The organism is Neisseria sp. N95_16, assembly GCF_002551535.2.
Classification (GTDB): domain Bacteria; phylum Pseudomonadota; class Gammaproteobacteria; order Burkholderiales; family Neisseriaceae; genus Neisseria; species Neisseria brasiliensis.
Genome location: NZ_PDBT02000034.1, coordinates 1 through 26,241, shown reverse-complemented (window position 1 = coordinate 26,241; position 26,241 = coordinate 1). Strand labels below are relative to the sequence as shown.

18 protein-coding genes, 1 other RNA gene and 1 pseudogene are annotated in these 26,241 nt (G+C 51.2%); 9 read left to right on the top strand and 11 right to left on the bottom strand.

The features are described 5' to 3' along the window. Window positions 1-49: 49 nt before the first annotated feature. Together CRG49_RS07040 and ffs are read right to left on the bottom strand one after the other, a co-directional pair. Entirely contained in the window at window positions 50-1,405 is a 1,356-nt protein-coding gene (locus CRG49_RS07040; RefSeq protein ID WP_229436884.1) for a DASS family sodium-coupled anion symporter, read from the bottom strand. A gap of 303 nt (window positions 1,406-1,708) precedes the next feature. Then, window positions 1,709-1,805, bottom strand: an RNA gene (ffs, locus tag CRG49_RS07035) — signal recognition particle sRNA small type. A 284-nt stretch (window positions 1,806-2,089) separates the two neighbouring features. Between ffs and CRG49_RS07030 the strand changes: the two genes are divergently transcribed. Beyond that, the gene (locus CRG49_RS07030) at window positions 2,090-5,920 is read left to right on the top strand and encodes a DUF3683 domain-containing protein (protein WP_095501994.1); all 3,831 of its coding nucleotides are present in this window, start codon (window positions 2,090-2,092) and stop codon (window positions 5,918-5,920) included. A 105-nt stretch (window positions 5,921-6,025) separates the two neighbouring features. Next, on the top strand, window positions 6,026-7,042 hold the full coding sequence (gene waaF / locus CRG49_RS07025; protein ID WP_095501997.1) for a lipopolysaccharide heptosyltransferase II: 1,017 nt from the start codon (window positions 6,026-6,028) through the stop codon (window positions 7,040-7,042). An 85-nt stretch (window positions 7,043-7,127) separates the two neighbouring features. Here the strand turns inward: waaF and CRG49_RS07020 are convergent, their stop codons facing one another. Continuing rightward, window positions 7,128-8,393: a DUF2254 domain-containing protein gene (locus CRG49_RS07020; RefSeq protein WP_095501996.1), complete on the bottom strand. Its 1,266-nt coding sequence runs from the start codon at window positions 8,391-8,393 to the stop codon at window positions 7,128-7,130. Between the two features lie 144 nt (window positions 8,394-8,537). Between CRG49_RS07020 and CRG49_RS07015 the strand changes: the two genes are divergently transcribed. The 3 genes from CRG49_RS07015 to CRG49_RS07005 all read left to right on the top strand — a co-directional run bounded on the left by CRG49_RS07015 (window position 8,538) and on the right by CRG49_RS07005 (window position 13,512). Next, a complete protein-coding gene (locus CRG49_RS07015; protein ID WP_095501993.1) occupies window positions 8,538-9,797 on the top strand; it encodes a glutamate-5-semialdehyde dehydrogenase in 1,260 nt (419 codons plus the stop codon). 254 nt (window positions 9,798-10,051) lie between these two features. Further along, a complete protein-coding gene (locus CRG49_RS07010; RefSeq protein WP_095501992.1) occupies window positions 10,052-11,362 on the top strand; it encodes a sulfate adenylyltransferase subunit 1 in 1,311 nt (436 codons plus the stop codon). 116 nt (window positions 11,363-11,478) lie between these two features. Next, window positions 11,479-13,512: an LTA synthase family protein gene (locus CRG49_RS07005; protein WP_095501991.1), complete on the top strand. Its 2,034-nt coding sequence runs from the start codon at window positions 11,479-11,481 to the stop codon at window positions 13,510-13,512. 56 nt (window positions 13,513-13,568) lie between these two features. Here the strand turns inward: CRG49_RS07005 and CRG49_RS07000 are convergent, their stop codons facing one another. Continuing rightward, on the bottom strand, window positions 13,569-13,907 hold the full coding sequence (locus CRG49_RS07000) for a P-II family nitrogen regulator (protein WP_095501990.1): 339 nt from the start codon (window positions 13,905-13,907) through the stop codon (window positions 13,569-13,571). A gap of 226 nt (window positions 13,908-14,133) precedes the next feature. Between CRG49_RS07000 and purL the strand changes: the two genes are divergently transcribed. The 3 genes from purL to gloB all read left to right on the top strand — a co-directional run bounded on the left by purL (window position 14,134) and on the right by gloB (window position 19,957). Next, window positions 14,134-18,027, top strand: coding sequence for a phosphoribosylformylglycinamidine synthase (gene purL, locus CRG49_RS06995; RefSeq protein ID WP_095501989.1), 3,894 nt, complete (start codon window positions 14,134-14,136; stop codon window positions 18,025-18,027). A gap of 126 nt (window positions 18,028-18,153) precedes the next feature. Continuing rightward, window positions 18,154-19,179: a hypothetical protein gene (locus CRG49_RS06990; RefSeq protein WP_095501988.1), complete on the top strand. Its 1,026-nt coding sequence runs from the start codon at window positions 18,154-18,156 to the stop codon at window positions 19,177-19,179. A gap of 22 nt (window positions 19,180-19,201) precedes the next feature. Further along, complete coding sequence (gene gloB, locus CRG49_RS06985; RefSeq protein WP_095501987.1) at window positions 19,202-19,957, top strand: hydroxyacylglutathione hydrolase; 756 nt, start codon at window positions 19,202-19,204, stop codon at window positions 19,955-19,957. Between the two features lie 293 nt (window positions 19,958-20,250). Here the strand turns inward: gloB and CRG49_RS06980 are convergent, their stop codons facing one another. From CRG49_RS06980 to rluD, 6 genes are all read right to left on the bottom strand, one after another. Then, window positions 20,251-20,772 (bottom strand): RDD family protein, encoded by a 522-nt coding sequence (locus CRG49_RS06980; RefSeq protein ID WP_095501986.1) that lies wholly within the window; start codon window positions 20,770-20,772, stop codon window positions 20,251-20,253. A gap of 299 nt (window positions 20,773-21,071) precedes the next feature. Next, window positions 21,072-21,491, bottom strand: a complete 420-nt coding sequence (locus CRG49_RS06975) for a hypothetical protein (RefSeq protein WP_095501985.1) — start codon at window positions 21,489-21,491, stop codon at window positions 21,072-21,074. 151 nt (window positions 21,492-21,642) lie between these two features. Beyond that, complete coding sequence (holA, locus tag CRG49_RS06970; protein ID WP_095501984.1) at window positions 21,643-22,644, bottom strand: DNA polymerase III subunit delta; 1,002 nt, start codon at window positions 22,642-22,644, stop codon at window positions 21,643-21,645. After that, complete coding sequence (gene lptE / locus CRG49_RS06965) at window positions 22,645-23,124, bottom strand: LPS assembly lipoprotein LptE (protein WP_095501983.1); 480 nt, start codon at window positions 23,122-23,124, stop codon at window positions 22,645-22,647. Between the two features lie 186 nt (window positions 23,125-23,310). Next, on the bottom strand, window positions 23,311-24,087 hold the full coding sequence (gene pgeF, locus CRG49_RS06960) for a peptidoglycan editing factor PgeF (protein ID WP_095501982.1): 777 nt from the start codon (window positions 24,085-24,087) through the stop codon (window positions 23,311-23,313). Between the two features lie 50 nt (window positions 24,088-24,137). Continuing rightward, window positions 24,138-25,262, bottom strand: a complete 1,125-nt coding sequence (gene rluD / locus CRG49_RS06955) for a 23S rRNA pseudouridine(1911/1915/1917) synthase RluD (protein ID WP_095501981.1) — start codon at window positions 25,260-25,262, stop codon at window positions 24,138-24,140. Between rluD and CRG49_RS06950 the strand changes: the two genes are divergently transcribed. Continuing rightward, entirely contained in the window at window positions 25,261-26,064 is an 804-nt protein-coding gene (locus tag CRG49_RS06950; protein ID WP_095501980.1) for an outer membrane protein assembly factor BamD, read from the top strand. The genes rluD and CRG49_RS06950 overlap by 2 nt on opposite strands. Before the next feature lie 95 nt (window positions 26,065-26,159). Here the strand turns inward: CRG49_RS06950 and CRG49_RS06945 are convergent. Beyond that, a pseudogene (locus tag CRG49_RS06945) lies at window positions 26,160-26,241 on the bottom strand (IS5/IS1182 family transposase); the annotation flags it as partial.

Sequence of the window (26,241 nt, the reverse complement as noted above, 5' to 3'; positions counted from 1 at the left end):
CCGCCGACCGAGAAAGACATTGGACTATGAGACACCGGGTGATCTGTTTTCAGCAGCCCTTGCCAATGGCATTTGAGCGTTGCACTTGAAATGCGAATGTAAGGGTACCCACCGGCAACATAAACGCACACGATGCACCAATGCTGATAATCAACACCAGTGCGGTTTCCGGTAAGCCCATTTGCTTGGCAATCGAAGCAAACATCGGAATCAGCAAAGCAGATGAAGCCGTGTTACTTGTGAAGTTGGTCAATAGAATAATAAACACGGTTACCGCAATCGTCACCAATAATGGCGACGTGCCGCTCAGGACTTGCGCCACTTCATTACCCAGCGCAGCCGAAGCACCGATTTTCTGCATCAGGCTGCTCAAGGTAATGCCGCCGCCAAACAGCAACAACACACCCAAATCCACGTTACGCGCTACCTCACGCCAACCGACCGTGCCCAAAATCACCACCAATGCAACGGCGGTTAAGGCAATCACGCTGTCGATGGCGGTAATGCCGGTGGCTTCAGCGATTTTACCGCTCAACATCCAAGCCAATGCCGTACCAACCACGACCACCACAGTCAAAATGCGGTGCAGGTTCCACGGAATATCTTCATGTTCAACATCGCCCATGTTGATTTTCTTAAAATCGGGCTTTAATACTAAAAACAGCGCAACCAACATAGCAGGCATCAAAACCAACACCATTGGCAAACCGTATTTCATCCAGCCCATAAAATCCAAACCCAAGTCTTTGGCGGCAATGGCATTGGGCGGCGAACCAACCAACGTACCAATACCGCCAATACCTGCGCTGTAGGCCAAACCCAATAGTACAAAAGTGATGATGTTGCGGTCTTTTTCCGGATTCAATTGGCTCATCATGCCCAAGGCCAAAGGTAACATCATGGCTGCTGTAGCGGTATTACTGATCCACATTGACAAAAAAGCCGCTACTGCAAAAATCAGCAGCGAAGCGGTAAGAAAGCTACCACGAGATAGAGCAATTACCTTTAAAGCCAGCTTGCGGTCAAGCCGCTGAATATGCATAGCGGCGGCTAAGGCAAAACCACCAAAGAAAATATAGATAATCGGGTCGGCAAAATTGGCCAGCGCTGTTTTGGTATTCATCTCCGGCACATGAAATACCACCGCCAATACCGGAATCAGCAGCGCCGTCACGGTGATGTGCACGGCTTCCGTCAGCCACATAATGCCGACAAACAACAAAATCGCCAAACCCTTATTCGCCTCAGCATCGTAAGGCAGAATATAGTAAAGACCAAAACTCAACAGCGCAGCAACCAAGGTAATCATCAACCCGCGCCAACTGGTCGCCGGTGGTTGCGCACTTCTCAGCGAGAGATTCTCAGGCAAATGCTTCTGAGTGTCGTCATGGATAAATTTTCCCAAAAGAAGCACCCTTTTCTGATTGGAGTGGAAATATTTTTTTTCATGCGGTGTAGGCGAGCGAAAACATTTTGACAAGCTCTTAACAATAAATAACTGAAATTGTAAAATTGAATAAATTACCTATATTTATCATGCATTTATTTTTATGACATTTTGTTTATAGTTTAATTAATTGACTTGAATCAAAAACTTATTCATTAATGCATAACATTTTCCTAGATTGCATTACAGCAAACTACCCACCTTTTCAGACGACCAAACAAAAAAACACCGCAAGCAAAGCTTGCGGTGTTTTTTAAATAAGGTGGCGAGCCGAACCCCCGGCACTGGCGCATCAGAGTGGGCTGCTGGCTTCCGCCCCTGACCCGGTGTTCCAAATAACCATGCGGGGAGACCCGCCAAAGAAGCCATGATTATAACGCTTTTCGGGTAAATTTCAAGCCTATTCTGGCATCAGGCCGTCTGAACATTAAAACAGTCGAAAAATGCAACTAAAAAAGCAGTAAAATTGTCAACAAAACAAATTCCATAAAAAGCGATTTCAGTATAAAATAAACGGTCTTTTTCCATTGAAAAATAATGGTATTTAAACTACATTAACACACCTCGTCACAGACTATCTGAAATTCCAGACGGCCTGAAAAACCAAAAATTGTCAAAATAAAAAGATACGGACCACACCCCATGACCACGACTGCTGCTCCGCAACGCATCCGCGAAATCCCCTACAACTATACCTCTTATACCGACCGCGAAATCGTCATCCGCCTGTTGGGCGAAGAAGCTTGGCATATCCTGCAAGATTTGCGCAGCCAACGCCGTACCGGCCGCTCGGCGCGTATGCTGTTTGAAGTATTGGGCGACATGTGGGTGGTGGTGCGCAATCCTTATTTGGTTGACGACCTGCTTGAGCATCCCAAGCGCCGCGAAGCTTTGGTGCGTGAAATGCGCCATCGCCTGACTGAAATCCAAAACCGCCGCGACGACAATCAACAAGTCGAAACCTTGGTGCAATCTGCCCTGACTGCGGTGCAGGATTTTGATGCCAGCTTCGACATCACCAAGCAAAAACGCAAACAGATTCTCGAGCGCTTGAGCCAAATCACCAAGCCGCACAATATTATGTTTGACGGTTTGGCGCGTGTCACGCATGTGACCGATGCCACCGACTGGCGCGTGGAATATCCGTTTGTGGTGATTAATCCCGACAACGAAGCCGAAGTCGCGCCTTTGGTACGTGCGCTGATTGAGCTGGATTTGGTGATTATTCCGCGTGGTGGCGGCACAGGCTATACCGGCGGCGCGATTCCGTTGGATGCCAACAGCGCAGTCATCAATACTGAAAAACTCGATTTACACAACGGTGTGCAATTCGTCACCCTCCCTGGTTTGGACGGCACGCATCCGATTATCCATTGCGGTGCCGGTGTCGTTACCCGCCGCGTGGAAGAAACCGCGCAAAAAGCCGGCTTGGTGTTCGCCGTTGACCCTACTTCTGCCGACGCATCTACCGTCGGCGGCAATGCAGCCATGAATGCCGGCGGTAAAAAAGCCGTATTGTGGGGCACCGCGCTCGACAATCTGGCCTACTGGCAAATGGTCAACCCGAAAGGCGAATGGCTGCGCATTGAACGTGTGCGCCATAATTTCGGCAAAATCCACGATGAAAAAACCGCGATTTTTGATGTGCACACTCTTGACACCAGCGGCAATAACATCGTCAAAACCGAACGTTTGGAAATTCCCGGCCACAAATTCCGCAAAGTCGGCTTGGGCAAAGACGTTACCGACAAATTCTTGAGCGGCTTACCGGGCATCCAAAAAGAAGGCACCGACGGCATCATTACCAGTGTGGCTTTTGTGTTGCACAAAATGCCGAAACACACCCGCACCGTGTGCATGGAATTTTTCGGCACCGTCGCCAACGCCACACCGTCAATCGTTGAAATCCGCGACTATCTGCTCGGCCACGAATCGGTCAAACTGGCCGGCTTGGAGCATCTCGACTGGCGCTATGTCCGCGCAGTCGGCTATGCCACCAAAGCCGCCGGCAAAGGCCGTCCGAAAATGGTGCTGATTTCCGACATCGTTTCCGACGACGAAGCCGCCGTACAGGCCGCGGCCGAACACATGGTCGAAATGACGCGCAAACGCGAAGGCGAAGGCTTTATCGCCATTACCCCCGAAGCACGCAAAACCTTCTGGCTCGACCGCGCACGCACCGCCGCCATCGCCAAACACACTAATGCCTTTAAAATCAATGAAGACGTGGTGATTCCGCTGGAGCGCTTGGGCGAATATTCAGACGGCATCGAACGCATCAACATCGAATTATCGATTAAAAACAAGCTCACCCTGTGCGCCGCCCTGCTCGATTACCTGCAAGGCCGTCTGCCAGTCGATGCGATGGGCACCGACTTGCCAAGCAAAGAATTATTGGGCGACCGCGCCACCCACGCGCTGAATCATGTTTCCGCGGTTAAAGAGCGCTGGGAATGGCTGCTGGCCAATCTTGATGCGCCGTTGAGCGAATACAAAGCGCGTTACAGCAAAGCAGTATTTGCCGATCCGGAAGCGCGTGATGACGAAAGCTGCTTTATCGCCTTCCGCGATTTCCGTTTACGCGTATCAATTAAATCCGATGTGATGAAGCCTTTGAGCGAAATTTTCAGCGGCAAAACCGACGTGAAAATTCTCGAAGATTTGGCCAAAATCCACGGCAGAATCGTGCGCGGCCGCGTATTTGTCGCGCTGCACATGCATGCTGGCGACGGCAACGTACACACCAATATTCCGGTGAATTCCGACGATGCCGAAATGCTTCAGACGGCCTATCACTCTGTTGACCGTATCATGCAAATCGCCCGCAGCTTAAACGGCGTGATTTCCGGCGAACACGGCATCGGCATCACCAAAATGGAATTTTTGAGCGATGAAGACATGCAGCCGTTTTGGGATTACAAAGCCAAAGTCGATCCCGAAGGCCGCTTCAACCGCCACAAATTGATGAAAGGCGCGGACCTGCGCAACGCCTACACGCCGTCGTTTGAATTACTCGGCGCGGAATCACTGATCATGGAAAAATCGTCTTTGGGCACGATTGCCGAGTCGGTGAAAGACTGCTTGCGCTGCGGCAAATGCAAACCGGTGTGTTCAACCCATGTGCCGCGCGCCAACCTGCTCTATAGCCCGCGCAACAAAATTCTCGGTGTCGGCCTGTTGACCGAAGCCTTCCTTTACGAAGAGCAAACCCGCCGCGGCGTGTCGTTGAAGCACTTTGACGAGCTGACCAACATCGGCGACCACTGCACTGTGTGCCACCGCTGCGTGAAACCGTGTCCGGTCAACATTGACTTCGGCGACGTGACCGTGGCCATCCGCAATTACCTGAACGAAACCGGCCACAGCACCACCGTGCCGGCAGCGGCGATGGGCATGGCGTTTTTGAACGCCACCAACCCCAAAGCCATCAAAGCCCTGCGCGGCGCGATGATTCAAACCGGCTTTCCGGCGCAGAACTTTGCCTACAAATTGGGCAAAATGTTCCCGATTGTGAAAAAAGAAAAAGCCGCACCAGCCGCCACCGTCAACAAGCCGAGCATTAAAGAGCAGGTGATTCACTTCATCAACCGCCCGCTGCCAAAAGGCGTACCGGCCAAAACACCGCGCTCATTATTGGGCATTGAAGACGACAAGAGCATCCCAATTATCCGCAACCCGCAAACTGCCGATGACAGCGAAGCCGTGTTCTACTTCCCAGGCTGCGGCTCCGAGCGTTTGTTCAGCCAAATCGGTTTGGCCACCCAAGCGATGCTGTGGCATGTCGGCGTGCAAACCGTGTTGCCGCCGGGTTATCTCTGCTGCGGTTATCCGCAAGATGCGGGCGGCGACAAAGCCCGTGCCGAGCAAATGAGCACCGATAACCGCGTGCTTTTCCACCGCATGGCCAACACGCTGAACTACCTCGACATCAAAACAGTGGTCGTCAGCTGCGGCACCTGTTACGACCAGCTGGAAAAATACCGCTTTGAGGAAATTTTCCCCGGCTGCCGCATCATCGACATCCACGAATTCCTGTTGGAAAAAGGCGTGAAACTCGACGGTGTGGAAGGCCAGCAATACCTGTATCACGACCCATGCCACAGCCCGATTAAAACCATGAACGCCACCCAAATGGCCAGCGAATTAATGGGACAAAAAGTGGTGTTAAGCGACCGCTGCTGCGGCGAATCCGGTATGTTTGCCGTGAAACGCCCCGACATCGCATCGCAGGTGAAATTCCGCAAACAGGAAGAAATCGAGAAAAACCTCAAAGAGCTGCCGCAAGGCCAGCCGGTGAAAATGCTCACTTCCTGCCCTGCCTGCCTGCAAGGTTTGAGCCGCTACCGCGACGACAACGACATGCCGGCCGACTACATCGTCATCGAAATGGCCAAGCACATTTTGGGCGACAACTGGCTGAATGAGTTTGTCGATAAAGCCAACAACGGCGGCGTGGAGAAAGTGTTGCTGTAAAGTCTGTGTTAAATTCAAAGGCCGTCCGAAAAACATTTTTTCAGACGGCCTTTCCTATTCTGCATTAAAATAATGCCCTATTACATAAATCACTGCCCGCAAACCATGTCTAAAAAAATCCTCATCATTTCCCCAAGCTGGATTGGCGATTGTGTTATGACCCAGCCGCTTTACCGCCGCCTGCACGAGCTACATCCGGGCTGCACCATCGACGTGTTCGCCCCGAAATGGTCGATGGCGGTCTTCGAGCGCATGCCGGAAGTGAACGAGATTCTGGAAAACCCGTTCGGCCACGGTGCATTGGATTTGAAAAAACGCTGGCAAGCCGGGCGTGAACTGCGCAAACGCGGTTACGACCAAGTCATCGTGCTGCCCGGCTCACTCAAATCCGCCATCATCGCCTTGGCTACCGGCATCAAACAGCGCACCGGCTATGTAGGCGAATCGCGCTATATTTTGCTTAACGACATCCGCAAGCTCGACAAAGCTGCCCTACCGCTGATGGTCGACCGCTACACCGCGCTTGCCCATCCGAGCCAAGCCGATTTTAACGGTCATTCCGACCAGCCTTTGTTCCAAATCGATGCCGCCAGCCAGCAAGCCGCTTTAGCCAAGCATGGATTAAATACCGACAAACCGATTATCGCCTTTTGCCCCGGCGCAGAATTCGGCCCCGCCAAACGCTGGCCGGCACGTCACTTCGCCGGTTTAGCGCAAAACCATCTGGCCAAAGGCTGGCAGGTTTGGCTGTTTGGCTCGCAAAAAGATTTTGACATCGCTGAAGAAATCAACCAGCTTTCAGACGGCCTCTGCACCAATTTATGCGGCAAAACCTTGCTTTCCGAAGCCATTGATTTACTGGCCTGCGCTGAAAACGTGGTCTGCAACGACAGCGGCCTCATGCACCTTGCTGCCGCGCTCGACCGCAAACTCGCCGCTGTGTACGGCTCGTCCAGCCCCGACCACACACCGCCGTTGAGCAACAAAGCCGAAATCGTCACCCTTAATCTCGATTGCTCACCTTGCTTTAAGCGAGAATGTCCGCTGGGACACACCGATTGCTTGAACAAAATCGAGCCGCAAATGGTCGAACAGGCTTTATTGAAAATTCATGTAGAATAAGCATAATCGCCATAGATAAAAGCCATGCCGTCTGAAAAGTTTCAGACGGCATGGCTTTTTAAATATCATTAATTAAATCATTGATTTAATCTTTCGTAACTTGTCCAAACAATTCCTCATGCTGCCGCAACAATCTTTCCTTATCGTCTTCAAAATCCAAAATTTGTTCAAAACGCTTTAACACCGCATGCGCGGTATCTGCAGCCGAGGCGGCAATATGCGGATCTTGGCTGTTGGCAGCAATACCGGCCAGCACTTTTTGCATGGTCAGGCCGACTTCGGCTGCGCCTGCACCGTCGCGCGCAATGGGTAAAAAGGTTTGCGGCACCCATTGGTTGCTGTCGGCGGCGATGATAGACAAGCGGTCATATTGCGTTTCTTCGCATTCAGGATTCGGCTTGGTCAGCAAACGCAATATCATCACCATCACGCTGATGGCGGTGCCGGGATCGTTGATGCCGGGCGACAAGGCGCGTTGGGCAGCTTCACTCAACACATTCAAGCCCCATTGCGGATCTTGTTCATAGGTGCGCTCTTGGTTGATGACGAAGCATCCGGCGAATTTGTCCGCCAAATCCGCATCGTCTTGACCGGCAGACAAACACGCCATTACGGTGTTGGGCGTTAACAATTTGCCCGGCCTAATAATAATTGAGACATACGTTTCATGCTCTTCCGCCAGCTTTTGCAACGATGCCATATCGATGTGGGTGAGATAACCGGGCTGCTTAGCATAAATCGGGCGCACCGGCTGCTGCAAGCTGCCTTTCCACGCCGCGCCCATATCGGGTGCGGTGTAATAATGATCCAGCGCGCTTTCGGTTTTGGCACTGATTTTGTTCAAAGTGTTACCCAAGCTGCCCAGTTGCGACAGGGTAAACACCCAACGAATCAGCGTCACAATCAAATACACCAACACCGCAATCGTGCCGACAAACAAAATAAAGCGGCCGTTTTGCCCGTAATATTCCATGCCCAACGCGGTTTTGGCGATTACGGCATAGATAAACGCGGCGATAAAGCTGGCGATGGCGGTGCGCGTATTGTCATCGGCCATCACCAAATTCATGGCGCGTGGTGTGGCACCATTGGCCGCTGATGAAAACGCCGACACCATAATCGACAGCGAAAACGTGCTTACCGAAAGCATACTTGATGCCACAATGCTCAACAGGCCGTCTAAGGTGCTGCGTTCAATATCGGGCAAGATACCCGCTTGCAACATATCACCGAAAAAGCGCGCAATAAAGGCAAAAATCACGGCAAAAATCGCCCAATAAGCGGGTACCAGCCAAAGTTGGTTGGCTGGTTTCTTCACAGCAATCAGCCAGCGGTAAAAAGTATTGGTCATGAGTTTTAAAAAAATGCACAAGCAAAACACAATTATAAATCAATCAGGCGGGCAAACCTATTTCCACGCTTTTTTGCTTGAATTCCCTTTCAGACGGCCTTATCATCATTGTCAATCTCGTTCATATAATAAAGGCACACAATCATGCAGGATATTCAACAATACGTCCGCGACACCGCCACCGCGGCCAAACAGGCTTTCTATCTGATGGCAAACGCCACCACCGCACAGAAAAACGCCGCGCTGTTGCGCATGGCCGAATTGATTGCGCAGCACCAAACCGCCATTCTGGCTGCCAACGCGCAAGACATGGAAAACGCTGCCGCCAAAGGCTTGGATTCCGCCCTGCTCGACCGCTTGAAATTAACAGAAAAAACTGTCGAATCCATGTGCGAAGGTTTGCGCCAAGTGGCCGCGCTGCCTGATCCGGTCGGCGAGATGGACGAATTTCGTACCCGCCCAAACGGTTTGCAAATCGGTAAAATGCGCGTGCCGCTGGGTGTGATCGGCATCATTTACGAATCACGCCCAAACGTTACCATCGATGCAGCCGCCTTATGCCTGAAATCCGGCAATGCCTGCGTGTTGCGTGGCGGCAGCGAAGCCTTTGAAAGCAATATGGCAATTGCCAAACTCATCCGCCAAGCGCTGACCGAAAACGATTTACCGCCGGCCGCCGTGAGCGTGATTGAAAACACCAGCCGCGAAAGCGTCGGCACCATGCTGCAAAGCCCTGAACTGATTGATGTCATCATTCCGCGCGGCGGCAAATCGCTGGTTGCCCGCATCGCCGCCGAAGCACGCGTGCCGGTGATTAAGCATCTCGACGGCATTTGCCATGTGTACATCGACCAAGCCGCCGATACGCAAAAAGCCATTGGCATCGCCTTCAATGCCAAAACTTCCCGCTACGGCACTTGCAACACCATGGAAACCCTGCTGATTCACGCCACACGCGCCGAAGAAATGTTGCCTTTGCTGGCAGAAAAATACGCAGAAAAACAAGTCGAGCTGCGCGGTTGCGAACGCACTTTGGCGATTTTGCACAACATCAACGCCGCCACCGAAGAAGATTGGGACACCGAATACCTCGCCCCTGTTTTAGCGGTGAAAATTGTCGATGACTTGACCCAAGCTATCGCCCACATCAACACCCACGGCAGCCACCACACCGATTCCATCATCACCGAGTCTTACACCGATGCGCAAGTCTTCCTGCGCGCAGTGGACAGCGCCAGCGTGATGGTCAACGCGTCCACCCGTTTTGCTGACGGCTTTGAATACGGCTTAGGCGCAGAAATCGGCATTTCCACCGACAAAATCCACGTGCGCGGCCCGGTTGGCTTACACGGTCTGACTTCGCAAAAATGGGTTGTGTTGGGCAACGGCCAAGTACGTGTTTAAACCCGATTATCAAGGCCGTCTGAAAGCTTATTTTCTTTTCAGACGGCCTGAGACCTTTGCAAAATCCTAGATTTGAGTACAGTTCAAAGTTGTAGCAGCGCGCAATGAAGAAATGTGCCAAAGATAGGGATTTTGCAAAGGTCTCGGCCTCATCATTGATATAACAAAATCATCTTTATTATAAACAAACCATTCTTTCCCATTTTCAGGCGGCCTCGTTAAAGTATCGGCAAACCCAATATGAAGGAACGCACATGACCGCCACCACCGCCCCATTACTCCGTTTCATCACCGCTGGCAGCGTTGACGACGGCAAATCCACCCTAATCGGCCGCCTGCTCTACGACAGCAAAACCCTGCTGACCGACCAAATCGACAAGCTCAACAAAGCCTCTGAAAACGGCGACACACCCGATTTCGCCAGCCTCACCGACGGCTTGGCCGCCGAGCGCGAACAAGGCATCACCATCGACGTGGCCTACCGCTATTTCGCCACACCAAAACGCAAATTCATCATCGCCGACACGCCCGGCCACGAACAATACACCCGCAACATGGTCACCGGCGCTTCGACCGCCGATGCCGCCATCGTCTTGGTCGATGCCACCCGCGTTGATTTCAGCGGCGAAGAACCAGTTTTACTGCCGCAAACCAAGTGCCACAGCGCCATTTTGAAACTGCTCGGCTGCCCGAACATCATTGTCGCCGTCAACAAACTCGACTTGCTCGATTTTGACGAAAGCAAATACCAAGCCATCACCGCCGCCTATCAAAAGCTCGCCCAACAAATCGGCCTCACCGCCGACGTGCATTTCCTGCCCATCAGCGCCTTGAAAGGCGACAACATCGTCAACGCCAGCGCGCAAACGCCGTGGCATCAGGGTTTGCCTTTGCTGCCGCTCTTGGAAAGCCTGCCCGTTTCCCGTAAAGACGCGCTCGCCCAAGCCACCCATTTCCCCGTGCAACGTGTGGCGCGCCAAGACGGCAGCAGCAGCGACGATTTCCGCGGCTACCAAGGCCGTTTGGAAGCAGGCCGTCTGAAAGTGGGCGATGCAGTCAAAGTATTACCCAACGGCCAAACCGCCAAAATCGCCGAGATTTACAATCCGAACGGCAAAACCGATACTGCCGAAGCCGGCGAAGTATTGACCATTACGCTCGACACCGACATCGACATCTCGCGCGGCAATGCCATCGTCGCCGCCGACAGCCCTGTTGCGCCAAGCCAGCAATTCCAAGCCGCGCTGTGTTGGTTCGACGATATTCCGCTCAACCCGCGCCGCAAATACCTGCTGAAACACACCACCCAAACCGCCGCCGTCAAAATCAGCGAAATCGCCTACGTTTGGGACGTAAACACCCTAAGCCAAGTGCAATCCGCCACCGAGCTGAAACTCAACGATATCGGCAGCGTCAGCCTGAAAACCCAACAGCCGCTCAACGCCACTACCTACGAGCAAAGCCCGGCCACTGGTGCGTTTATCATCATCGATGAAGCCACCAACCACACCGTCGCCGCCGGCATGATTCGCGGGGGTGATGAAGCGGATACCTTTGAGATTTAACACCGGTTTCGTTAGAAATAACCATGCCGTCTGAAAGATATGCTTTCAGACGGCATTATTGTTAAGTTTAGCAAAAATATGCCATAATATTTCGATTTTTTTAACCGGTCTAAAACATGGCTAACGATATTACTTTCAATAAAACCTTCTCCCGTTGGGCAGTTTATCGCGCCGGCCTGAAACAAACTTTTGTTTTTTGGCTTTCACTCATCTTGGCATTCAGCTTAGAACGTTTTCTCATGCTGAATCATTTTGTTTCCGAAAATATTACCCAACAATATCGTGATGATATTACACCACTGTTTTTAAAAGGTTTATTGTTTGATATTAAAGCCTCATCGCTCTTATCTGCCGTCGCCTTTCTATTGCTTTTGGTAAGCTTAATCCACCCGACATTGGCACGCATTTATCAAAAAATCCACAAAAAACTTTTAACCTTATTCTTCGTCATTTCCATCGCCTTTGCCTTGGGCAACTGGTTTTATTTCTCTGTTTATGAAAAACAATTTGATGTTTTTGTCTTCGGGCTGTTTGATGAAGACACCAATGCGGTTATTAAAACCATTTGGTCGGATTACCCCGTTGTTTCCGGCAGCTTGGCATTGCTGGTTTTGGGCGGATTATTTGCTTGGTTGCTCAACAAATTACCACGCGCCAATCAACAGGCAGCTGCACCGGTATGGCTCTGGGTTGCCGGTATTGTGCTGCCATTATTGGCGTTAACATTAGGCATTCGCGGTTCCGTGGGCAAATTTCCTTTGCGCCAAACCGCCATGCAGATTTCCGCCGCTCCGCAATTGAACAAACTGGTTCCTAATGCCTTGATTTCTTTAGACTGGGCAAGAAAAGAATATCGCAACAGCAGCTATTTTGAGCCTGTCAGCGATGCAGACGGCAGCCGCATAATCAGTCAACTCTTGGAAACTGAAGCAACTGCTGATTTACAGCAGCTGGTAAAAAACACGCCTGCCAACCCTACCGTAGCGCAGAAAAAACCGAATATCGTGTTGGCCGTGATGGAGAGCATGAGCAGCCATTTATTGGATTTCGACAATGCCGAAAGAAACTTATTAGGCCGTCTGAAACCGCATTGGCAATCAGATTGGGTATATAAAAAGTTTATTTCTGAAGGCGATGGCACCAGTGATACCCTACACCGCCTGTTTGTGCGCAGCCCCCGCTTAGACTTAAGCCAATCGACTGCGAAAAACAAAACCTTCATCAGCAATATGTTCAAACCTTATGCCGATGCCGGTTATCACATTGTTTATCTCACCGCAGGCAACGGCGGCTGGCGTGATTTTGATACCTTCCTGCGTCATTTGGGTGTGGATGAAATCATTGATGAAAATGGCTTGAAAGACCGCTTCCCTGAAGCGAAATCCAGCACATGGGGGATTCCTGATGAGTATATGTTCCGCTATGCAGAAGAATTGCTGCAAAAAGCAGAACAGCAAAAGCAGCCCGTATTCATCATGATGCTGTCTGTCACCAACCATCCGCCTTACCGCTTACCCGATACGCAACAAAGTGTCGATTTCCGCTTAACAGAATCTGAATCCGCTCGCTTAAAAGCATTGGCGCAAGGTAAAGAATTGAATGAGATTTTCAACACCTTCCGCTACAGCAACGACCAATTGGGCGGCTTTATCGCCAACGTGAAGCAAACAACGCCCGATACCATTATCGCAGCAACAGGCGATCATAATATGCGTGCCATCGGCTACCCCGAAGCCAATGAAGTGGCTTTAGGGCATGGTGTGCCATTTTATCTTTATGTTCCGGAGAAATACCGCCATCAAACAGTGTATCAGCCGGAGCGAGCGGGTTCGCATAAGGATGTTTTACCGACACTGTATCATTTAAGCCTGTCTGATACACCTTATTACGACACAGGCTGCAATCTGACTGCGCCACAAGCCAATTCGCCTTGGTGCGGTTATGGTTACAATAAAGAAGTGCTCATTACTGAAAACGGCTTCTATCATCTGCATAATCAAAAATTCCACCCTTGGTCTAAAACACAAGGAGATTTGCATGCTGATTCGCCTACCCAGCCGAATGAACACGACCTGAAACACATCAAAAAAGGCAGCGTGTACACGGAATTTCTCGAATGGCAAATTAACCGCATCGTCACCGCCCAGTAATAACAATGCCGTCTGAAAGCAAACCTTTCAGACGGCATTTTCTGATTGCTAACCAATCACACCGCCGCTTCGCTGCGCTCACCCGTGCGGATACGGATTGCTTCTTCCACCGGGTACACAAAAATCTTGCCGTCACCGATTTTGCCCGAACGGGCGTTTTCGATGATGGCTTCGATGGCGCGTTCCACATCATGATCGGCCAACACCAGCTCAATTTTCACTTTCGGCAGGAAATCGACGGCGTATTCTGCACCGCGGTAGATTTCAGTGTGACCCTTTTGGCGGCCGAATCCTTTTACTTCGGTCACGGTCATGCCGGTGATGCCGATTTCGGTTAAGGCTTCGCGCACGTCGTCGAGTTTGAAAGGTTTAATGATGGCTTCGATTTTTTTCATGGCTGGCTTTCTATTTGTTTTTCAGACGGCATACATTAATCATCAAGTTAATCATCAAGGCCGTCTAAACAGGAAAAGATGACTGGAAAATTATCACAATCCGCTTTTTTATTCAATCGCGTTTTATGGTGTGAATTGTTGACACTTCGCGGCAAAATACCCAAGCAAAATAGCCCTATTATGCGTATAATATCGTTTTTCCCAACCGCATTTGAGAGCCGAATCCATGTCTGTTGTTTTGCCCTTGCGCGGCGTTACCGCCCTGTCTGATTTCCGTGTTGAAAAACTGTTTCAAAAAGCAGCCGCCACCGGCCTGCCTGAAGCGAAGCTGGAAAGCGAATTTTGGTATTTTGTCAGCAGCGAAAATACTTTAGACGCTGAGACCGTTGAAAAACTGCAAGCCTTGCTGGAAGCTGACCGTGTTGCCGAAACACCAAAGCCCACAAACGGCTTGCATTTATTTTTGATTACCCCACGCTTGGGCACGATTTCGCCTTGGGCTTCTAAAGCCACCAACATCGCGGAAAACTGTGGTCTTGAGAGCATCGAGCGCATTGAGCGCGGCATGGCGGTGTGGATTCGCGGCGATTTGACTGCCGAGCAGCAACAACAATGGGCGGCGCTGTTGCACGACCGCATGACCGAAAGCGTGTTGACCGACATTGATGCGGCGGCGCAATTGTTCCACCACATCCAATCGGAAACTTTCTCAACCGTCGATTTGTTAAACGGCGGTAAAGAAGCCTTGGTCAAAGCCAACAGCGAAATGGGCTTGGCCTTGTCGCCTGACGAAATCGATTATTTGGTGGAAAACTACCAAGCCTTAGGCCGTAATCCGAGCGATGTCGAGCTGATGATGTTCGCACAAGCCAACTCGGAACACTGCCGCCACAAAATCTTCAACGCCGATTTTATTTTGAACGGCGAAAAACAGCCTAAGTCGCTGTTCCGCATGATTCGTGACACCCACGAAGCCCACCCTGAAGGCACAGTCGTGGCCTACAAAGACAACTCTTCCGTGATTGAAGGCGCGAAAATCGAGCGTTTCTATCCTAATGCCGCCGATAACCACGGCTACCGTTTCCACGAAGAAGACACCCACATCATCATGAAAGTGGAAACCCACAACCACCCGACCGCCATCGCCCCATTTGCAGGCGCGGCCACCGGAGCGGGCGGTGAGATTCGTGACGAAGGTGCGACCGGTAAAGGTTCGCGCCCGAAAGCAGGCTTGACCGGCTTTACCGTGTCCAACCTGAATATCCCCGGTTTGGAACAGCCTTGGGAACAAGGCTACGGCAAACCCGGCCACATCGCTTCGCCTTTAGACATCATGATTGAAGGCCCAATCGGCGGCGCGGCGTTTAACAACGAATTCGGCCGCCCTAATCTGCTGGGCTATTTCCGCACCTTTGAAGAAAAAGTCGACGGTCAAGTGCGCGGCTACCACAAGCCGATTATGATTGCCGGCGGCTTGGGCAACATTCAGGCGCAGCAAACGCATAAAGACGAAATCCCTGAAGGCGCATTATTAATCCAACTCGGCGGCCCGGGCATGCTGATTGGTCTCGGAGGCGGCGCGGCTTCGTCTATGGATACCGGTACCAACGACGCTTCTTTAGACTTTAACTCGGTACAACGCGGCAACCCTGAAATCGAACGTCGCGCGCAAGAAGTCATCGACCGCTGCTGGCAGCTGGGCGACGACAATCCGATTATCTCCATTCACGACGTGGGCGCGGGCGGCTTGTCAAACGCTTTCCCTGAATTGGTTAACGATGCCGGCCGTGGTGCAAAATTCAAGCTGCGCGATGTGCCTTTGGAAGAACACGGCCTGACCCCACTGCAAATCTGGTGTAACGAATCGCAAGAGCGTTATGTGTTGTCGATTTTGGAACAAGATTTAGACACCTTCCGCGCCATTTGCGAACGTGAACGCTGCCCGTTTGCCGTGGTTGGTGTGGCCACCGATGACGGTCATCTGCAAGTGCGTGATGATTTGTACGACAACAATCCGGTCGATTTGCCGCTGAATGTTTTGCTCGGCAAACCACCTAAAACCACCCGCAACGACACCACCGTAACGCCGTCTGAAAGCCAGTTTGACTCTTCTGCCATCGACATCACCGAAGCCGCTTACCGCGTGCTGCGCTTGCCGACTGTCGCTGCAAAAAACTTCCTGATTACCATCGGCGACCGCAGTGTGGGTGGCATGACCCACCGCGACCAAATGGTCGGCAAATACCAAACACCGGTAGCCGATTGCGCCGTGACCATGATGGGTTTCAACACCTATCAGGGCGAAGCGATGTCTATGGGCGAAAAACCGACTGTCGCCCTGTTTGACGCACCGGCTTCCGGCCGCATGTGTGTCGGCGAAGCGATTACCAACATCGCCGCTGTCAACATCGGCGAGATGGGCAACATCAAACTTTCCGCCAACTGGATGGCCGCCTGCGGTACCGAAGGCGAAGACGAAAAACTCTACCGCACAGTCGAAGCCGTTTCCCAAACCTGTCAGGAACTGGGCATCAGCATTCCCGTGGGCAAAGATTCGCTATCGATGAAAACCGTATGGCAAGACGAAGCAGAACAAAAATCCGTGGTTTCGCCTTTGAGCCTGATTATTACTGCGTTCGCGCCGGTAAAAGACGTGCGCAAAACCATCACGCCTGAATTGCAAAACGTGTCAGACAGCACCTTGCTGCTGATTGACTTGGGCAACGGCCAAGCCCGCATGGGCGGCTCGGCTTTGGGTCAGGTGTATAATCAAATGGCAGGCCAAGCGCCGGATATTGAAGCAGGCCGTCTGAAAGCATTTTACAACGCCATTCAGCAATTGGTTGCCGAAGACAAACTGCTGGCCTACCACGACCGTGGCGACGGCGGTTTGTTTGCAACCTTGGCGGAAATGGCGTTTGCCGGCCGCGTGGGTTTGAATGTGGACATCAGCGCATTGACCGCTGCACAAGCAGACCAAAACGCTGCCGCTGCCCGTGCCTTGTTTAATGAAGAATTGGGTGCAGTAATTCAGGTGAACGCGGCCGATTTAGCGGCTGTAGAAGCCTTGTTTGCCCAAGCCGGTATTGATGTACACAACGTCGCTACCTTGGCTGCCGATGAAAAAATCGTTATCCGCAACGCAAACGGCATCTTGCTGGAACAATCCCGCGCCGACCTGCAACGTGCATGGCAAGAAACCAGCCACGCCATTCAAAAGCTGCGCGACAATCCGGCCTGCGCCGACAGCGAGTTTGCCTTAATCGGCGACAACCAACGCAGCGCGCTGTTTGCCGATTTGACTTTTGATGTGAATGAAAACATCGCTGCGCCGTTTATCAACAGCGGTGTAAAACCGAAAATCGCTGTCTTGCGCGAACAGGGCGTGAATGGCCAAATTGAAATGGCCGCCGCCTTTACCCAAGCCGGTTTTGATGCCTATGACGTGCATATGTCGGACCTGATGAGCGGCCGCGTGAATCTCGACACCTTCCAAATGCTGGCGGCGTGCGGCGGCTTCAGCTACGGCGACGTATTGGGCGCGGGCGAAGGCTGGGCGAAATCGATTCTGTTCCACCCTGCTTTGCGCGACCAGTTTGCCGCCTTCTTCGCCAATCCGAACACGCTCACGCTGGGTGTGTGTAACGGCTGCCAAATGGTCAGCAACTTGGCCGACATCATTCCGGGTACCGCTACATGGCCTAAATTCAAACGCAACGAAAGCGAACAGTTTGAAGCGCGTTTGACTATGGTGAATGTGACCAAATCGCCTTCGCTGATTTTGAACGAAATGCAAGGCGCCAGCCTGCCGGTGATTGTCAGCCACGGCGAAGGCCGCGCCGACTTTGCACTCAAAGGCGGCCAAGTACCGGCCGATTTAGCCATCGCGCTGCAATACGTTGATGGTTTGAACCAAGTCACCCAAACCTATCCGCTCAACCCGAATGGCTCGCCGCAAGGCATTGCCGGCGTCACCAATGCCGACGGCCGCGTTACCATCATGATGCCGCATCCGGAACGCGTCTTCCGCGCTGCGCAAATGAGCTGGAAACCTGAAAACTGGGCGGAACAATCCGGCTGGGCGCGTCTGTTTGCCGGTGCGCGTAAAGCATTGGGTTAATCCGCCAACTAAGGTTTGAATATCAAGGCCGTCTGAAAAACACTTTTCAGACGGCCTCAGCTTTTTTGCATTCTGCTCCATATAGAGTATGATAAAGCCTGATTTGCTTTCTAGGCCGTCTGAAACATGAAACACGCTTTTATTCTCAGCGATTACGAGTATCCGGAATGCGACACCAAGCCGTTTGCCTTGCTCACCGCCAATCCGACCAAAATGCACCATTATGTCGCACAAACCGAGCAGCGGCAGCACGCGCATAATTCGTCGGTTGGCACGCAAAACCAAAACGTGTACCGCCTGCCGATCAGCCTGTTTCACAAGCCTTATCGCGGCGAAGTGGATAATGTGAATATTATCACCAATCTGGCCGCCAAAAACCTTTACACGCTAACCTTTGTTGAAGATTCGCCCAATCAATACAATCTCGAAAGCTGGTTCAACCGTCATGAAAGCGGCTATGAAGATTCATGCCAAATGCTGCGCAGCCTGCCTGCAGGCCATCTGAAAGCGCCCGATGCCATTTGGCGGATTCTGCGCTTGAAGCTATTGGGCATTTTGCGCAACCCAAACAACCACAAAACCTTGTTTGCCCACCGCCTGCACCAAGCCATCCGCCGCCAATTGCCTGATGTGAGCCGCGAATTCGTGCATTTAATCCGCGCACGCGACCCGAAGCGCATCCGCTCAATTTTGCAGGATTTCGATTTCAATTTTCACGGTTATGTCAATTGGCTGTCGAATCTTTACGGCATGTTGAGCGACGGCGTGTCGCAACCTTCGCTGTTTGAACAGATGTTCCGCGCGGCGTTTGATGTGCCCGAAGCGGTAAAAATCGAGCTTTACCGCTATCCTAACAACTCAGGTTTGTGTCTGTTTAACGACCGCTCGTTTTGCCTGCAGGAATCGAAAAAAGAAATCAGCGTCGGCGTGAACCTCACCCACGATATGTTCGCCATCGTGCATGTAAAGCTGGAATTATGGCGCACGCTGAAAAGCGAGTTCCCCCACAAGCAAACGCGCAAACAAGGCGAAATCCATATTTACGACCACAACCAAACCCAACGCCTGACCTACAACCGCTTAACCATCAAACAAGCCCGCGCCGCCGTGTACGGCTTAAGCCGCAACCACCGCGATTATGTGCAGGAATAGACATTATAAAAAAAGGAATAACATGAAAATCACCCCAGTCAAAGCATTCAATGACAACTATATTTGGATGATTCAAGAAGGCAATCTGGCCGTCTGCATCGATCCGGGCGATGCCACACCGGTATTAAAGTTTCTCGTCAACAACCGCCTGATGCTCGCGCAAACATGGATTACCCACCACCATGACGACCACCGCGGCGGCGCAGCGGCCTTGTGGCGCACATTTTTGGAATCACCGGTTTACGGCAACAGCGACATTCCCGAAGCCACCCACCGCGCCGAAGCAGGTTTGCAGATTCCGTTTGGCGACGGATTGGCCACCGTTTGGGCCACACCCGGCCACACCAGCCATCATTTAAGCTATCTGTTTGAAACTTCAGACGGCCTGCATGTTTTCTGCGGCGACACCTTGTTCAGCGCAGGTTGCGGCCGCGTGTTCACCGGCACGATTGAAGAATTGTTCGACAGCTTTCTGCGTTTCAACCAATTGCCGGAAAACACTTTGTTTTACCCCGCACACGAATACACGGCCTCCAACTTACGCTTTGCCGCCCACATCGAGCCGGACAACGCCGACATTCAGACGGCCTTGCGCGAAGCCGAATCCGCCAGCGCCCCAACCTTGCCGGTAACACTGTTGCACGAGCGCAAAGTCAATCCGTTTTTACGCGTCGGCTTGCCACAGGTTTGGGAACGCGTAGAAAGCTTGAGCGGCAAAAAATTGAATACCGAATTGGAAGTGTTTGCCGCCTTACGTGAATTGAAGAATCAATTTTAAGGCCGTCTGAAAAGCAGTTTGATACCTTTGCAAAACTCGTCAATTTTCAGAAATCTTTAAACCGTCATTCCAGCGTAGGCGGGAATCCAGAATGTAAAATTACTGAAATAATTCAATATTCCTGAAAACTATCAGTCTGGATTCCCGCCTACGCGGGAATGACGGGCATAGTTTTCTTTGTTCAAATTGAGTTTTGCAAAAGTCTCAGTTTGTGAGCTTTTTAAATTGCAAAAAGGCCGTCTGAAACATCATGTTTCAGACGGCCTTTTGTATGGGAAAGCCAATATTGCCTGTTATTTCTTCTTATCCTGCTTCAAATCCACCAAGCGCGTGCCGGCCAAGAAATCATATAAAAACTGACGGTCGGGATTCAGTAGCGCAAAACCCCACGGCAGAATCAGCCAAAACAAGGCCGCACCGAATGCGAGCATCGGCGGAATGTTCAGAAAATGGCGCAATCCGGCATAAGCCAGCATGGGGATAAACACCACAAACACGCACGCCCAGATGAAACGTTGGCGCAGTTGGTGCAGCGGCGGTTGCACGTTTTGCTGATTGTCCAAGCCGATTTTCCAAGTTTGCATCGCCAGCGTTTGGCCTTTTTGCAGCCAGTTCATGCGGAAGTAATACCACCAAAAACCAATCACCAACACGCAGGTGACAAAGCTGGATAAATAGGTAGAAATCGGATTGAGAAAAATCGCCAGTATGCCCGACAAAATCGCGGCAATGGCGGTCACGGCACCAACCAGCAGCATTTCATACATCAAGGCGGCAAGGCGGCGTTTGAGGGAAACAGTGGGAAACCGGGTCATGGGCATAATATGTAATACAAAGGCTGAGAACTTTGCAAAACTTCTTCAAAAGCCACTGCACAAAAAATCGACGTCATTCCCGCGCAGGCGGGAATCCATTTATGGAAACGGAAACCTATTAAATAGAAATAGTTTCTTAAATACCAAGATAGATTCCCGCCTGCGCGGGAATGACGGCTGTTTTGGTGTTAATGATGGTTCATGAAGTTTTGCAAAGGTCTCAGGCCGTCTGTAAGACCAAAGCGAAATCAGGAAATAATTTCGCTTCGACCTATTTCAGACGGCCTGTCGGTTTAAAATCAACGGTGCGGGCGTTTTTGGCCTTTGGCTTGTTGCGCCGCCATTTGGTTCATTTCCTGACGGGTCGGGCGTTTTTTAAACATGGCATGCGCTTCGTCAACCGAACATTTTTGCGACAAACAAATCAAAGTAATCGCATCTTTTTGCGCTTGGCCGCCACGGTGATACATGCGGCGCAAGTTGGCTTCGTTGATGCGGCCTTTTTCAGGGTCGATGTCGAATTTTTTCAGGCGCTCAATAAATTGGCGTTGCTGGCGGCGCGAAGTCCACACGAAACCACCGGCAGCGGCAGCCATAATGATGACGGCAATCAAAATGGCCAGCGGCCATGAATCGACGATCAACACCAACAGCAGGCTCAAAACGGCGGTGGCCAGAATCATCAGGCCGGCTAAGCGGATTTTTGCTTTTGTATCCATGGATTGTGTTTCCTTAAAACAGTTTGAGGCCGTCTGAAAAAATTCCGTTGAGCTTTTCAGACGGCCTTGGAATGATTTAACGCTATTTTACAGTATTTTCTTGCTTCAGGGGAAAGATTGGCGGCTTTTTCATTGAAACGGGCGAATCGTTTTACACCGCCAAACCCATCACTAATTGTTTGAATTCCGTCCACGCATCGCCCTCTTCTGCGCCTTTAATCATGCGGTCAATTTTGGCGCAGGTTTGCAGCGCGTCCAGCAGCCGGCTGATGGGAATCCGGTTTGCCGCCATCGGTGCCAGCGTTTGTTTTTCGCCCCACAGGCGCAGGCTGTTGCGGAACGATTGGATATTCTGCCCTTGTTTCAACGCAGCGGTCAGTCTAATCAGCGTGCGGATGTCTTCGGCCACCGCCCACAGCAGCAACACCGGCTCTTCGCCATCCGCTTCCAAACCATCAAGCAAACGCGCCACACGTTGCGCATCGCCTTTCATCCACGCCCCTGCCAGTTGGAACACATCAAAACGCGCCACATTGGCCACCGCCGCTTCGGCATCGGCCATGTTCAGCAAATGGCCTTTCGGGTGCAGCAAGGCCAGTTTGTCGATTTCCTGCTTGGCAGCCAGTAGATTGCCCTCAACGCGTTCGGCAAACAAAGCCAACGCATCGTTTTCAATTTCCAAGCCCCATTTTTTCAGACGGCCTCGAATCCATGCTGGTAAGACTGCCGCACCCACCGCTTTGGCTTCCAGCATCACACCGTTTGCTGCCAGCGCGCCAAACCATTTGGCTTGCGTTTGCGCTTTTTCCAGCTTGGGCAACATGATGACGGTGACGGTGTCTTCGGGTAACTGTTGGGCAAAATGCTGCAGCGCTTCACCGCCGTTTTTGCCCGGTTTGCCGTTGGGAATGTGCAATTCGAGCAGTTTCAAATCGGCAAACAAACCCATGCTGCCCGCCGATTGCAGCCACTCATTCCAATCAAAATTAGTTTCGGCGGTATGCACTTCGCGGTTGAGATAGCCCTGCTGCCGTGCGGCTGCACGCAAGGTATCAAGCACTTCAATCCGCAATAAATCTTCTTCGCCGTGAATAACATACAGGGGCTTGAGCGGCATATCGGCACTGAGCTGCTCGATATTCATCGCCGCCATTTACTGCGTCGCTTTCAAAAAGGTCAGGCGGCGCACGATTTGGTCGGCAGCATCGGTGCGCATTTCCGACCAGATGTTTTGTTCTTCTTCGGCTTTACCCAACACTTCGCTGTCGGCGTAATCCATGGTGCGGTGTACCATCACGCTCATCGGTTCGCCCACCGGCTCGCCGTTGCGGGTCGCTTGTGCATCCACGCGCAGCATCAGCAGGTATTCGTTGATATCGGCTGCACGGGTGATGGTGTAAATATCGCGGCGTGTTTCAATGTGGGTCACATTCACCGTCATTTGTGCCTGATCCATACCGACCGGACGGCCGTCTGAACGGCGCAGAGAATTTTCCAAAGCCTGTTGCAATGCGCCGCCGTTAACATACCAGTTTTGATAGGGCAGCGGCTGCGAGGTGCCGGCCGTGCCTTTCAAATGGAAACCGCAGGAAGCCAGCAGTAATACAGCGGCGGTCAGGATGATTTTTTTCATGTTAGGCTTTCGTTTTCAAGACGAGAATAGCTGGATTATAGCGGATTATCAGGCCGTCTGAAATCTTTGGGTTTCAGACGGCCTAATGAGATAAAAGCGACTTCGGCCAAACTTATTGAATCAAGGCCGTCTGAAAAGCAATAAACTTTTCAGACGGCCTCGCAATACTTTCAACTTATAGAAGCATTATACTTCATTATCCAGCCAAATCGCGCTCACCATACGGCCGGTCTGCCCGTCGCGGCGGTAGGAGAAAAAGCTGTCACGCTCCAATACGGTGCAATGTTCGCCGCCGTAAATCATACTTACGCCCTCGCGCTGCAGCACCATTCGCGCCAAAGCATACATATCGGCCAGATATTTGCCACCGCCGATGGATTCAAATGCGCTTTCGGCAGCGGGCATTTGTGCGGTAAACGCATCAAACACGTCCTGCCCCACTTCAAAAGCTTCCGGCCCAATCGCCGGCCCCAAGTAGGCCATGATTTCTAAAGGTGCTACCTGCATGGCGCACACGGTATTTTGAAGCACACCACCCGCCAAACCACGCCAACCGGCATGTGCCGCAGCCACAACCGTCCCTGCTTTATCGCAAAACAAAACCGGCAGGCAATCGGCGGTCATGCTGGCACAAGCGGCTTTGCCGGTGGTATCGACGCTGGCATCGGCATCGATAAGCGTTGCCAGCGCATCAGTGGCGTTCACCACAATATCGCTGTGGATTTGATTGAGGTAGGCAACGGGCAAACCGATTTGGTTTTGCACGATTTCGCGGTTGCGCGCCACATGCTCGGGGTTATCGCCGACATGCGCGCCGATATTCAGGCTGTGAAACGGCGCTTCACTCACCCCACCGTTGCGCGTGGTGATTAAGGTTTTCACATTGGCAGGCGCAGGCCAATCAGCAGTCAGGAAAGTTTTGCTTTGCGCTTTAATGCCCAAGGTTTCGCTTAAGGTTTTCATGCAGTTCCTTTTTTCAGACGGCCTATTTCATTAATAGGCCGCCTGAAACATTATTCTCGTACATAAACGACTTCAACATCGTAATCGTCTTCGTTCCAATCATCGTCATCATCACTATCGAGCTTGTCTTGCCATTCTTCTTCATGGCTCAACGATGAATCCAAACCGGCTTCCAAACGCAATACTGAAAGCAGATGGTAAATATCATCCGGCAACGGCGCTTCAAACGACACCGTTTCATTGGTTTTCGGATGAACAAAGCTCAAACGGTAAGCATGCAAGGCTTGGCGCGCGCCCAAAGCCTTCACCGCTTCTTTCACGCCTTCGCTGCACGGATGGCGTGGGTTGCCGTAAACCGGATCCGCCGCCAACGGGTGATTGGCTTCGCGCATGTGCACGCGGATTTGATGGGTGCGGCCGGTTTCCAAAGCGCATTCGATATAGCTGTGCGACAAATAGCGTTCCAGCACTTTCACATGAGTCACAGCAGGTTTACCGCCATATTTCACCACCGCCATTTTCAAGCGATTATGCGGATCGCGGCCGATTAAAGTGTCGATTTTACCGTCAAACGGCACCACACCGTTGGCTACGGCACGGTAAATGCGTTTCACCGTACGCGCTTGAAGCTGCTGCACCAAAGAAGTTTGCGCCGGTAAATTTTTCGCCACCACCATCAAACCGCTGGTTTCTTTGTCCAAACGATGCACAATCCCCGCACGCGGTACTTGGCTTAGTTCCGGGCAATGTGCGAGTAAGCCGTTTAATAACGTGCCTGTCCAGTTACCCGCAGCGGGATGCACCACCAGCCCGGCAGGTTTGTTGATAACAATCACGGTATCGTCTTCGTAAACAATATCCAAATCCATCGTTTCAGGCGTAAACGCCAGATTTTCTTCGCTCGGACGCACGGTAACTGTGATAAACTCTCCGCCAATCATTTTTGCTTTCGGCTGGGCAGGTTTGTCGTTTACCATGACATCGCCGTCTTTAATCCAAGTGGTCAGGCGGCTGCGCGAATAATCGGGCATGAGTTTGGCCAGTGCCGCATCCAAACGCAATCCGGCCATCTCGACAGGAACGGTCAATTTAACACAACTTTCTGCTTCAGGGACTGCCGCAAAGTCTAAATCATCGCTATAATCAGCTTCATTATCAAAGGAAGTATTCTGCATGAAAAAAATTCTTTTATTAGTTTCTTTAAGTTTGGCGCTCAGCGCATGTGCCAATAAAGGCACCATCGATAAAGACGCTCAAATTACTCAGGATTGGAGTGTGGAACAGCTTTATGCTGAAGCACAGGATGAATTGAACAGCAACAATTATACGCGAGCCATCAAGTTATATGAACTGCTGGAATCACGTTTCCCTAATGGCCGCTACGCGCAGCAATCGCAATTGGATACGGCCTACGCATACTATAAAGACGACGAACCGGAAAAAGCCTTGGCCGCTATCGACCGCTTCCAGCGCCATCACCCGCAACATCCGAACATGGATTATGCCTTATATTTAAAAGGCTTGGTATTGTTTAATGAAGATCAGTCTTTCTTAAATAAATTAGCCTCGCAAGACTGGTCCGACCGTGACCCTAAAGCCAACCGCGATGCCTATCATGCTTTTGCCCAATTGGTAGAACGCTACCCGAACAGTAAATATGCACCGGATGCCACAGCACGCATGACTAAATTGGTTGATGCATTGGGCGGTAACGAAATTGCTGTTGCCCGATACTACATGAAGCGAGGCGCATACCTTGCAGCCATTAACCGCGCGCAAAAAATCGTTCAGCAGTATCAAAACACACGTTACGTCGAAGAATCATTAGCCATGATGGAACTGGCTTATAAAAAACTGGAAAAACCGCAATTGGCTCAAGATACCCGCCGTATTTTGCAACAGAACTTTCCAGAAAGTCCGTTCTTAACCCATGAATGGCGCAATGGCGATATGCCTTGGTGGCGTTATTGGAAATAATGTATTGTATTGATATAAGAAATCAGCCTGAAATATTTCAGGCTGATTTTTTTGATTTGTGTTTAATGTATTTTAAACTTTACTAGGGCGTGTCCTCAATTTAACTTAGCATGAATAATAGAGCAAGCCAAGTAAAGCATCGATTTAAAATTACGAGCTAATTTCTCATAGCGAGTA